Source organism: Stenotrophomonas sp. YIM B13575, from assembly GCF_042787595.1.
GTDB lineage: Bacteria > Pseudomonadota > Gammaproteobacteria > Xanthomonadales > Xanthomonadaceae > Stenotrophomonas > Stenotrophomonas lactitubi_B.
Genome location: NZ_JBHZOP010000163.1, coordinates 1 through 11164, shown reverse-complemented (window position 1 = coordinate 11164; position 11164 = coordinate 1). Strand labels below are relative to the sequence as shown.

General features: G+C 66.5%; 11 protein-coding genes. 9 read left to right on the top strand and 2 right to left on the bottom strand.

Annotation, left to right across the window (positions count from 1 at the left end; genetic code table 11):
* Positions 1 to 51: 51 nt before the first annotated feature.
* Positions 52 to 1842, bottom strand: coding sequence for an endonuclease (locus ACFX4F_RS19875; RefSeq protein ID WP_380658027.1), 1791 nt, complete (start codon positions 1840 to 1842; stop codon positions 52 to 54).
* Between the two features lie 353 nt (positions 1843 to 2195).
* Between ACFX4F_RS19875 and ACFX4F_RS19870 the strand changes: the two genes are divergently transcribed.
* Positions 2196 to 2483: a co-chaperone GroES gene (locus tag ACFX4F_RS19870; protein WP_089237231.1), complete on the top strand. Its 288-nt coding sequence runs from the start codon at positions 2196 to 2198 to the stop codon at positions 2481 to 2483.
* Between the two features lie 83 nt (positions 2484 to 2566).
* Positions 2567 to 4216, top strand: coding sequence for a chaperonin GroEL (gene groL / locus ACFX4F_RS19865; protein ID WP_025878650.1), 1650 nt, complete (start codon positions 2567 to 2569; stop codon positions 4214 to 4216).
* 114 nt (positions 4217 to 4330) lie between these two features.
* Here the strand turns inward: groL and ACFX4F_RS19860 are convergent, their stop codons facing one another.
* Positions 4331 to 5299, bottom strand: coding sequence for an aspartyl protease family protein (locus tag ACFX4F_RS19860; RefSeq protein WP_099820498.1), 969 nt, complete (start codon positions 5297 to 5299; stop codon positions 4331 to 4333).
* A 111-nt stretch (positions 5300 to 5410) separates the two neighbouring features.
* Here ACFX4F_RS19860 and ACFX4F_RS19855 point away from each other — a divergent pair, with 111 nt between their 5' ends.
* From ACFX4F_RS19855 to ACFX4F_RS19825, 7 genes are all read left to right on the top strand, one after another.
* A complete protein-coding gene (locus tag ACFX4F_RS19855; protein WP_099820499.1) occupies positions 5411 to 6121 on the top strand; it encodes a response regulator in 711 nt (236 codons plus the stop codon).
* 32 nt (positions 6122 to 6153) lie between these two features.
* A complete protein-coding gene (locus tag ACFX4F_RS19850; protein WP_099820628.1) occupies positions 6154 to 7449 on the top strand; it encodes an ATP-binding protein in 1296 nt (431 codons plus the stop codon).
* Between the two features lie 71 nt (positions 7450 to 7520).
* Positions 7521 to 8021 (top strand): MarR family winged helix-turn-helix transcriptional regulator, encoded by a 501-nt coding sequence (locus ACFX4F_RS19845; protein ID WP_099820629.1) that lies wholly within the window; start codon positions 7521 to 7523, stop codon positions 8019 to 8021.
* Positions 8018 to 8755 carry a DNA alkylation repair protein gene (locus tag ACFX4F_RS19840; RefSeq protein WP_099820500.1) on the top strand — a complete coding sequence of 246 codons (738 nt, stop codon included), beginning with the start codon at positions 8018 to 8020 and terminating at the stop codon, positions 8753 to 8755. Before ACFX4F_RS19845 ends, ACFX4F_RS19840 begins: the two co-directional genes overlap by 4 nt.
* Before the next feature lie 74 nt (positions 8756 to 8829).
* The gene (locus tag ACFX4F_RS19835) at positions 8830 to 9168 is read left to right on the top strand and encodes a DUF6616 family protein (protein WP_380658023.1); all 339 of its coding nucleotides are present in this window, start codon (positions 8830 to 8832) and stop codon (positions 9166 to 9168) included.
* Positions 9169 to 9252: 84 nt separating this feature from the next.
* Positions 9253 to 9513 carry a hypothetical protein gene (locus ACFX4F_RS19830; protein ID WP_025878654.1) on the top strand — a complete coding sequence of 87 codons (261 nt, stop codon included), beginning with the start codon at positions 9253 to 9255 and terminating at the stop codon, positions 9511 to 9513.
* A gap of 252 nt (positions 9514 to 9765) precedes the next feature.
* The gene (locus ACFX4F_RS19825; protein ID WP_099820502.1) at positions 9766 to 10839 is read left to right on the top strand and encodes a 3-deoxy-7-phosphoheptulonate synthase; all 1074 of its coding nucleotides are present in this window, start codon (positions 9766 to 9768) and stop codon (positions 10837 to 10839) included.
* Positions 10840 to 11164: the final 325 nt, after the last annotated feature.

Below are 11164 nucleotides of genomic sequence, written 5' to 3'. Positions count from 1 at the left end.
CCGTCGCCGGGGCAGGGCCCGGCGACGGCAGTGGACCGCAGCGTTGCGCGGTCAGTTGGCCAGCTGGCAGGTGGCCGGCTTGGCCGAGGTGAACAGGGCCGGGGTGGCCCACTCGGGGTGGTCGATGAACGGGTTGCGGTTGCCTTGGAACGAGTAGATCACGTCATTGCGCGCCTGCTCGGCGGCATCCGGCGGATCGGACAGGTGCCAGTCGATCAGGGTCGACAGCAGCCCCATGTAGGCCGGCGAACTGCTGGTCTTGACGATCTTGCTGCGGTCGTCGGTCAGTTCCAGGTCCGGTTCGGACTGGCCGGTGGCCGCATCCTTGCCCCCTTCATAGCGGATGGCCATGTACATCACGGCACGTGCCATGTCGCCCTTGCGATGGCCCCACACCTCGAAGGTACCGGCATTGCCATCCGGCGTGCGCACCCAGTTCGAATTGCCCGGGTAACCACCGCTGCCGCCGCCGTGGCCGTTGTTGGCCTCGGTGGCACGCTCGCCACAGTTGGCATCGCACTTGCCGAACGGCTTGTTGCCGCGGTCGGCGTTCCACTGTGCGTCGGTCAGGTACAGCATGTGGGTGTCGGTGTAGGGCGCGTACGGCAGGCCCTTGTCGCCGGTGGTGCTGGCAAAGCCCAGCGAATTGGGCCAGGTGTGCTCGCGGTTGTACTTCAGGCCACCGCCGCTGCCGGCACGGTCGGTCACCTTGGTGTAGCTGCGGTTGCGATAGGCATCGAGGATCCGGCCGCTGTTGTTCGGATCTTCGTCGGCGATCTCCAGGATGGTCCAGGTGCTGGTGCCCGAGCCGCTGTACGGATACGCGGTGTGGCCCTTGATGGTGGCGTGCAGCGAGCAGCGCAGCTGGCTGGGGCTGCTGGTGTTGACCTTCGAGTAATAGCCCGCCGGGCCGCCGGGATTGCCCGGGTCCGGATTGCCGGTGGTGGTGGCCACGATGAAGGCGATGCGGCTGTCGGTCGCCGGGCGGGCACCCTGCGCATCGGTGATGCGTGCGGCACGGATGTCGAAGCGGCAGGCTTCACCGGCGACCAGCGCGGTGTTGGTCGACAGCTTCACGCTCCTGCCGCTGGCCGGCCAGGTCAGCGGCACGCTGCCGGAAGTGCCGCAGGTCAATGCGAAGGCGCCGCTGGCGAGGTTGACCGTCTCGCTGAACACCACTTCCAGGTCGGCGGCGGCAGGGAAGGTGCTGCTGCCCTGTGCCGGCGTGGTGGTGGACACCGACGGCGGCGTGTTCGGGCCCGGGGTGCCACCGCCGCTGAAGGTCTGGTTGTTGTTGCAGCTGCCGAAGGTCTGCCTGGCCGATTCGGCCCAGGTGAAGTGCGCGTACTGGCTGCCGCTGCCGGTCAGCTGCAGCGAGGTGCCCGCCGCGGTGCTGTTGGTTTCGGCAACCGGAATGTTCTGGCTGGTCATGCCGGCGGCGGGGCCACCGGAGGCGGTGATCGCGCCCTCGTAGCTGAGGAACTGGACCACCTTGCCACTGGCGTCGACCAGGGCGATGCCGTCGTTGGGGCCGTTCTGCAGGCCGTTGGTGGGGTAGGTGACCACGGCCAGGGTGGCGCTGCCGCAGCTGGCGGCGGTTCCCGCCGGTACCGCGTTGTTGGCGTAGACCGTGGCGGCCGACGGATTGCTGCCGTTGTAGAGGTACAGGCGGTAGCCGGACAGGTCCTCGCCGGCGGTGGCGACCACTTCGATGGCTTCGCCGACGTCACCGGCAGCGGTGCTGTCGTCGTAGTGCAGTTCGTTGATGAAGACCTCGGCCTGGGCCGGCGCGGCAGCCAGTGCCAGCAGGCAGGCGGCGGCGAGCGGGGACAGCAATCGCATCGACTACTCCTTGTGATTGGGAATGCCGGGCCACCCTAAAGCCGATCTGGTGACACTTTGTCGTAAATGAACGCCAGATATCTGACAGTGAGACGGCGGTCACCAAATGCCCGCGATTTCCCCCTTGGCTTGCCGCGTCGCATCCCTATAAAGGCGTCCGCGCAGGAATGGAGCGCCGCCGGGTCTCCGCAGAAAAATTTCGGCGGCGGGCCTTGAAAGGCCTCCGGAGGTCTCCATCTCTGTCGTGCTCCCGACCTGTCGGGCTTTTTCACGCGCGTTGCTGGCAGTCGCCTGGTGCGAGTGCTAACATCGCCGGACTTTTTCAGACCAATCAATAACTTAAGAGGTCCCACATGAGCATCAAGCCGCTGCACGACCGCGTTGTGGTCAAGCCGATCGAAGCCGACGAAGTTTCCGCCGGTGGCATCCTGATCCCGGACTCCGCCAAGGAAAAGTCCACCAAGGGTGAAGTCGTGGCCGTGGGCCCGGGCAAGCCGCTGGACAACGGCACCGTGCGCGCGCCGTCGCTGAAGGTCGGTGACAAGGTCATCTACGGCCAGTACGCCGGCAGCTCCTACAAGAGCGAAGGCGTCGAGTACAAGGTCCTGCGCGAAGACGACGTGCTCGCCGTCATCGGCTGAGCGTCGGCGCGACCTGCTTCATACCCTGATTCCAAACACCCAGCCGCCGGGCATGGCCCGGCGCTACCAATGAGGTAACTGCAATGGCTGCCAAGGATATTCGTTTCGGTGAAGACGCCCGTTCGCGCATGGTGCGCGGCGTCAACGTTCTCGCCAATGCCGTCAAGGCCACCCTGGGCCCGAAGGGCCGCAACGTCGTGCTCGAGAAGAGCTTCGGCGCCCCGACCATCACCAAGGACGGCGTGTCCGTCGCCAAGGAAATCGAACTGGCTGACAAGTTCGAGAACATGGGCGCGCAGATGGTGAAGGAAGTCGCGTCGCGTACCAACGACGACGCCGGCGACGGCACCACCACCGCCACCGTGCTGGCCCAGGCCCTGATCCGCGAAGGCGCCAAGGCTGTTGCTGCCGGCATGAACCCGATGGACCTCAAGCGCGGTATCGACAAGGCCGTCGTGGCCGCCGTCGCCGAGCTGAAGAACATCTCCAAGCCGACCGCTGACGACAAGGCCATTGCCCAGGTCGGCACGATCTCGGCCAACTCGGACGAGTCGATCGGCCAGATCATCGCCAACGCGATGAAGGAAGTCGGCAAGGAAGGCGTGATCACCGTTGAAGAAGGCTCGGGCCTGGACAACGAGCTGGACGTGGTCAAGGGCATGCAGTTCGACCGCGGCTACCTGTCCCCGTACTTCATCAACAACCAGCAGTCGCAGACCGCTGACCTGGATGACCCGTACATCCTGCTGCACGACAAGAAGATCTCCAACGTCCGTGACCTGCTGCCGGTGCTGGAAGGCGTCGCCAAGGCCGGCAAGCCGCTGCTGATCGTTGCCGAGGAAGTCGAAGGCGAAGCGCTGGCGACCCTGGTGGTCAACACCATCCGCGGCATCGTCAAGGTCGTGGCCGTCAAGGCACCGGGCTTCGGCGACCGTCGCAAGGCGATGCTGGAAGACATGGCCGTGCTGACCGGCGGCACCGTGATCTCCGAGGAAGTCGGCCTGTCGCTGGAAAAGGCCACCATCAAGGACCTGGGCCGCGCCAAGAAGGTGCAGGTTTCCAAGGAAAACACCACCATCATCGATGGCGTGGGTGACAAGGCTGCGGTCGATTCGCGCGTTGCGCAGATCAAGACCCAGATCGAAGACACCTCCTCGGACTACGACCGCGAGAAGCTGCAGGAGCGCGTGGCCAAGCTGGCCGGTGGCGTTGCAGTGATCAAGGTCGGCGCTTCGACCGAAATCGAAATGAAGGAAAAGAAGGATCGCGTCGACGACGCCCTGCACGCGACCCGTGCGGCCGTTGAAGAAGGCGTGGTTCCGGGCGGCGGCGTTGCCCTGGTCCGTGCGGTCTCCGCGCTGGCTGGCCTGAAGGGTGCCAACGAAGACCAGAACCACGGCATCCAGATCGCCCTGCGCGCGATGGAAGCTCCGCTGCGCGAAATCGTCGCCAACGCTGGCGAAGAGCCGTCGGTCATCGTCAACAAGGTCAAGGAAGGCACCGGCAGCTTCGGCTACAACGCCGCCACCGGCGAGTTCGGTGACATGCTGCAGTTCGGCATCCTGGACCCGACCAAGGTGACCCGTTCGGCGCTGCAGAACGCAGCCTCGATCGCTGGCCTGATGATCACCACCGAAGCCATGGTTGCCGACGCTCCGAAGAAGGACGAGCCGGCCATGGGTGGCGCTGGTGGCATGGGCGGCATGGGTGGCATGGGCGGCATGGACTTCTAAGTCCCGCTGCGCCGGTAGCTGCCGACCCAGGTCGGCACGCTTCCCTGCTGCAATGAAAAACCCCGCCGCAAGGCGGGGTTTTTTTGTGGGCGATGATCGGTGTTCGCTGCGCAACTACCGGGCAGTTGCGGGAGTGTCCTGCAGCTGCGGCTTTTCACTGCGACGCAGGCAGATCCACTCGGCGCCGCTGCCGATCTGCACGCGGGTATCTGTCATGGCATCAGCGCCCAGAATCAACGCGGGCCGTTCTTTCAGTCCCAGCGAGGCAAACACCGGCAATTCACTGATGCGCACTTCCTGCGTCGGGTGTTCCCAGCTGCCCATGCGCAGTCCCGGCAAGGGCGCCAGCCAGGTTTCCACCACCCGTTCGCCGAGGCCCTGCGTACCTTTGGCGCGGACGGTCACTCGTGCGTCGCTGCCGTCGGTGCGAAAACCGAGTGCTGCAGCGGCGGCTGCATTGAGCACCGTCTGTGCCGCGCCGGTGTCGACAACCGCAATGACCTCGACGTCGGTACCGGGCACCTGCATCTGCACGAAGCCGAAGCGCTGCATGCTGGCATCGCGCACGGGCAGGGCATTGCGCAGGCATGCGTCATCGTGCACCAGCGATCCGGGCGGCTGCAGCAGCACCTGCTGCGCGGCGATGTCATAGGTGGTGTCGAAGCGGCTGGTGACATCGTTGCCGAGAATGCCGTCGATGCGGCGGCCAGTCCTGCCGGCAAGCCTGCTCAGATCGGTCTGCAGCATCGCAGCGTCAAAGGCGAAGGTGCCCAGGTGCCAGCTCGCGTTACGGGTGCGCCGCAGTACCGTGCTGCGGTCGGTAGCGCCTTCCACGCGTGTCTCGGCACTGGCCGCATCTTCCAGCCCACGGCGGCGGGCTGTCGCCTCATCCACTATGGTGGCGCCAGCGGCGCTGTCGATGACGAAGTGTAGCGGTTCGACGCTGTCGCCCAACTGCACCGCCACGGCGGGGTGCCCGCCCTGCATCCACATCGGCAGTACATGGGTTTGCGGGGCAGCCGGGGCGGCCATCAGCGGTGGCGTGGTCATGCAGGCAAGCGCCAGCAGGGTACGGATTCGCATCGTGCAGGTCTCCATTGGGGAGGCCATTGCAGCCCCCCCGCGTATCCGGCAGATGTCCGCTCCGGCATCGGCAGATACAGTCCTGATACAAACGCGCGCCATAATCGCCGCATGACTGCAGCAACCGACATCGTGGTGGTCGACGATGACCTCAGCATCCGCGAAGCGATTGCCGATTGCCTGCGCGCGCATGGCTACCACGTACGGGTGGCGGCGCACGCGGCCGCACTGGACGAACTGCTTGCCCAGCGGGGCACCGACCTGATCGTGCTGGACTGGATGATGCCAGGCGAAGATGGACTGTCGGTATGCCGTCGCCTGCAATCGAGTGGCACCCCGATCCTGATGCTCAGTGCGATGGCAAGCACGCCCGACCGCGTGATCGGCCTGGAAGTGGGTGCCGATGACTACCTGGCCAAGCCCTTTGACCCGCGCGAACTGCTGGCACGGGTACGCGCACTGCTGCGGCGGGTGCAGAAGCAGGCCGACAGCGCGCAGGCCGCGGTGCTGCACTTCGATGGCTGGCAGCTGCAGCTGGAACACCATCGCCTGCTGACGCCCGCCGGGGCCGACGTCACCCTCACCAGCGGCGAGTTCGCGCTGTTGTGCGCGCTGGCCGAGCGCGCCGGTCGCGTGCTCAGCCGCGAGCAGTTGCTGCTGTTTACCCGGGGCGATGCCAGCGAGTCGTTCGACCGCGCCGTCGATCTGGGTATCAGCCGCCTGCGGCGCAAGCTTGCGCAGGTCGCGCCTGGCGGCGAAGCACTGGTGCAGACGCTGCGCGGCCAAGGTTACCGGTTCTCCGCCTCGGTCAGCCGCCGATGAAGCGTCCCTGGCGGACCGCGACCTGGGTGGCACTGCTGATCCTGTCCACCCTGCTGGTGGCGCAGTTGGTCAGCTTTGCCGTGGTCTGGGCGGTGCCCAGCCCGGCCGCACCACAGATGAGTCTGCTTGACGCCGTGCAGGTCATGGGCGGTCGTGCGGCCGCTCCGTTGGGCCTGCGTCGCTGGAGCCAGGCCAACGCGCCGGCCGGCGTGGACAACGATTGGATGAGTGCCGTGGCAGCCGCGCAGCTGCAGGTGCCGCGTGCACGGGTGCGCACGGTCTGGCGGCGCACGCCCGACCCGGCCGTTGTACAGGTGCAGGTGATCAAGCAGGGGCAGCTGCTGCAAACCGGGCCCGAGCAGCGCGCCACGGTGGAACAGGCGCTGCTGCTGCCGGGCCTGCGCTGGCCCGCCTTTGAACTGGCAGTGCAGCAGCCCGATGGGCGGTGGAGCGTCGTGGGCGCCAACCACAGCGAGCTGCTGCAGTGGCGCCGGCAGGTGCTGCTGGCCCTGCTGGCCGGCGCTGTGCTGCTGGCGCCGCCGGCCGCCTGGCTGGCGCTGCGCCTGACGCGTCCGCTGCGGCGGCTGGCCGATGCAAGTGCGGATCTGTCGCTGCAGGCCAGCGCTCCCCTGCCGGTGGAAGGGCCGCACGAGGTGCAGGTGCTGGCCGCGGCAATGAACGCGGCGCGCGAACGCTTGCGCGGTCAGGCCCACGATGTGACCCGGATGCTGGCCGCCGTAGCCCACGACCTGCGCACGCCGCTGACCGGCCTGCGCCTGCGTGCCGACAGCGCGCCGCCAGCGCAGGCAGCGCGCATGGTGGCTGACATCGAACGCATGAACGCCATGATCGAGCAGGTTCTGGACTACGCGCGTGGGGAACTTGAACCTCCTGTGCTGCAGCCGCTGGATATCGTGGCCCTGCTGGACGACTGCGTGCAGTCGGCGCGCGGGCGTGGGGTGGTCATCATTGCCACATTGCCTGCCGAGCTGTCGTGGCACGCGGATGCGCTGCTGCTGAGGCGGGCGCTGGACAATCTGATCGACAACGCAGCGCGCTACGCCGGTGCAGTGGAGCTGCGTGTTGCACGGGTGGGACAGAGGCTGCATCTGGAGGTGCTGGATCGCGGTCCCGGCATCGCAGCGGCAGACAGGCAGCGCCTGCTGCAGCCGTTTCAGCGCAGCGAAACTTCGCGCAGTCGCGACACGGGAGGCGCCGGGCTGGGCCTGGCAGTCGCCGCCAACGCGGCGCACCGTCACGGCGGTGAACTGCAGTTGCTGGACCGTGAAGACGGCGGCCTTGTGGCGAGGCTGATCGTGGCGCCGTAAAGGCGCCTGCGCTATGCGTTACATCTATTTTCATACTATGATTAGGCGACTAATCATAATGAATGACGCGCGTGCTGGAATTCAAACACCTTGCCCTCATCAACGAAGCAGAGCGTCGTAGCGACGCAAACCTGGGCCCGCTGCGCCTGTGCTTCCAGCTGCTCGCCTTGTCCGGCGCGATCGACCGTGACTGCGCTGCACGGCTGGCACCGCACGGCCTCAGCGAAGGCCGCTTCGTCGTGCTGTTCCTGCTGCACGGCGCCGGCGGCATGTTGCCGCCGCACGAGCTGGCCGAACGTGCCGGCGTCACCCGCGCCACCATCAGTGGGTTGCTCGATGGCCTGCAGCGTGACGGCCTGCTGCAGCGGCACAGCGACGCCGAAGATGGCCGCCGTCTGCAGATCGTGCTGACGGCACGCGGCAGACGCCTGGCAGATGAGTTGTTCGACCAGCACACGCAATGGATCGGCGGACTGTTCAACGGTCTTGATTCCAGCGAACAGGCGCAGTTGTCGCTGCTGTTGGAAAAGGTCTGGCGACACACCGACGCAGGCCAGGAAACAGGCGCATGAGCACTGCCATCGCCTCCGCACGCCTGCAGGCACTCAATGCGGGCAGCGCCGCCAGCACGCATCTGGCCGAGTGCCTGGCGGTGGACTTCGCGGCGTTGCTGCAGGCAGTGGCACCGACCTTGCCACCGGCCGCGATACAGCGCATGCGCGCCGCCGCGGGCAAGGGAATCACCCAGCGCATGGCCCTGGCCGCAGCGCTGCTGCGCGAGACAGGGCAGGGCGACGTGCAGCACTGGCGGGCCCATCCTTCCGACACCGTGCGGGGGTGGGCGTGCTATCTGATCGGTGCTGACGCGCAGGCGACGTTGGCCGACAAGCTGCAGGCGACGCGTCCACTGGCAGACGATCCGCACTTCGGTGTGCGCGAATGGGCGTGGCTGGCGCTGCGCAGCGATATCGTCGCCGGGCCACTGGAGGCGCTCGCCCTGCTGCAACCCTGGACGCAGCAGCCTTCGCCACATCTACGCCGCTTCGCCTGTGAAGCGCTGCGCCCCCGCGGTGTCTGGGCCACGCATATTGCCTTGTTCAAGCAGCAGCCCGAGCACGTGCTGCCCTTGCTGGAAACACTGGCCGATGATCCAGAGCGCTACGTGCAGGACTCGGTGGGCAACTGGCTCAACGACGCCGGCAAGGGCCAACCCGACTGGGTGCGCACTGTGTGCAAGAAGTGGCAGTCAACGCACGACAGCGTCGCCAACGCCTACATCCGCAAACGCGCGCTGCGCTCGCTGTAACGCAGCACCGTTCACCCGTTTCCCGCTGATGCCGGCCGCTGGCCGGCAACCCCATGACCCTCAAGGAAGACCCCATGTCCCACCTCCTCATCGAGCTGTACACCGCGACGCCGGCCTGGAGAGCTTTGTCCGCCGAACAACGCAACACCTTCTTCAGCCGTATCGGCGCCGGCATGCAGCAACTCGACCCTGCATGCATCGCACCGCTGGCGATGGGCCGCGTGGCCAGCGAGGTGCCACATGCCAGCGCCGCGCAGTACTACGCCGTCTGGCAGTGCGCCAGCCGTGCAGATGCCGATGCGCTGATGGCCGCCATCAGCGCCACCGGCTGGCATGACTACTTCGCCACCACCAATGCCGTGGGCGCCGTGGATGCGATGGCCCAGCACCTGGCGGACCTCGCAGCGCTGTAATTCGGCCTGCGGTGGCACATGCGCGTGTCATCCATTCCGGGTAAAGATGGCGCTCGGCCGTATCCATTCGCAGGGAAGTCGAGCATGCAGAGCAAGATCCAGGTGACGTTGTACGGAGCGCTGGGCAGCAGTCCTGCGCTGCAGGTACCCGGCCTGGAAGGGCCGGTGGTCGCCATCCAGGAAGCCACCCTGCGGCAGCTGGTGTCCGATCTGTATACGGCCAGGTCCATGCTCAACCCCGAACAGCTGGATGAGGCCCGGCAGGAACTGGACCGGGTAGTGGAGCGCTGGGTGGACATCCACGAAACGTTGCTGCTGGACGTGGAAGTGCATGGCGGCCGATAGTCCGCTGAACCGCGCCCGCAGTTGCGGATGAAACAGTTGGCACCTGCCAAAACCCTGTGTTATCAATAGATCCCATGAACGCAACCCACGCCAGCTTTTATTGGTATTACTTTCCGAAGCCCCCGGCGGAGGAAGGATTGCGCTCACCCTGAAGAAAGCTTCAGACGCATTCCCGAAAGCCGCCAGCGAACCTGGCGGCTTTTTTCATGTCGCCACGCTGCGGACCCCCAACGTTCCGTAGAGACCCCCACCATGCCCCCGCACACCGACGACCTGCGTATCCGCACCATCGAACCGCTGACACCGCCTGCCCAGCTGCTGGCGATGCTGCCCTGCGATGACGAAGCCTCCGACACCGTCAGCGCCTCGCGCGCGGCCCTGCACCAGATCCTGCATGGCCGCGACGACCGCCTGGCCGTGGTGGTCGGGCCATGCTCGATCCACGACCCGAAGGCCGCCATCGAGTACGCACAGCGCCTGAAGCCGCTGCGCGACGCGCTGGCCGGCGAATTGGAGATCGTCATGCGCGTGTACTTCGAAAAGCCGCGTACCACGGTGGGCTGGAAGGGCCTGATCAACGATCCGGACCTGGATGGTAGCTTCAAGATCGACAAGGGCCTGCGCATCGCCCGTGGCCTGCTGCGCGACATCAACAAGCTCGGCCTGCCTGCCGGTGTCGAGTTCCTCGACGTGATCTCGCCGCAGTACATCGCCGACCTGGTGGCCTGGGGCGCGATTGGTGCACGCACCACCGAAAGCCAGGTGCATCGCGAACTTGCGTCGGGGCTGTCGTGCCCGGTCGGCTTCAAGAACGGCACTGATGGCAACGTCAAGATCGCCGCCGATGCCGTGGGCGCGGCCTCGAACCCGCATCACTTCCTGTCGGTCACCAAGCAGGGCGGCACGGCCATTGTCTCCACCACCGGCAACCCGGACTGCCATGTGATCCTGCGTGGTGGCAAACAGCCGAACTACGACGCGGCCAGCGTCGCCGAAGCCTGCCAGGCGCTGGCCAAGGCCAAGCTGCCGATGCGCCTGATGATCGACGCCAGCCACGCCAACAGCCTGAAGAACCACGAAAACCAGCCGAAGGTGATCGAAGACATCGCCACCCAGCTGGAAGACGGCGAGCAGCGCATCGTCGGTGTGATGGTTGAAAGCCATCTGGTCGGTGGCCGCCAGGAGCTGGTCGAAGGCCAGCCGCTGGTCTACGGCCAGAGCATCACCGATGGCTGCATCGACTGGGATACCACCGTGACGGTGCTGGAGCGGCTGGCGGCTGCCGTGCGCGCCCGTCGCGAAGTGAAGGTGTCCGAAGCCGCCTGACGGCGGCACGTGTGTGGATGGCGGCCAGCGCCTGCGGGGGTGCGGCCGCGATCAGGGCCGGTCGGAGTTGGAGACCGGCCCGTCTGCACCGGCGATGCGCCTGGCGCTGCGTATGTGCGACAGCGCCAGGTACATCGCCGGGGTGGTGTGACCCCGACCCGGTTATGTAGATCCACGCCATGCGTGGATGAAGCCGCCCCGCTCAACGCCCCGCCCGCATCCTCGCCAGCGCCAGGTACATCGCCGGTGTCGTCTAGTCAGTAGATCCACGCCATGCGTGGATGAAGCCGCCCCGCTCAACGTCGCGCCCGCATCCTCGCCAGCG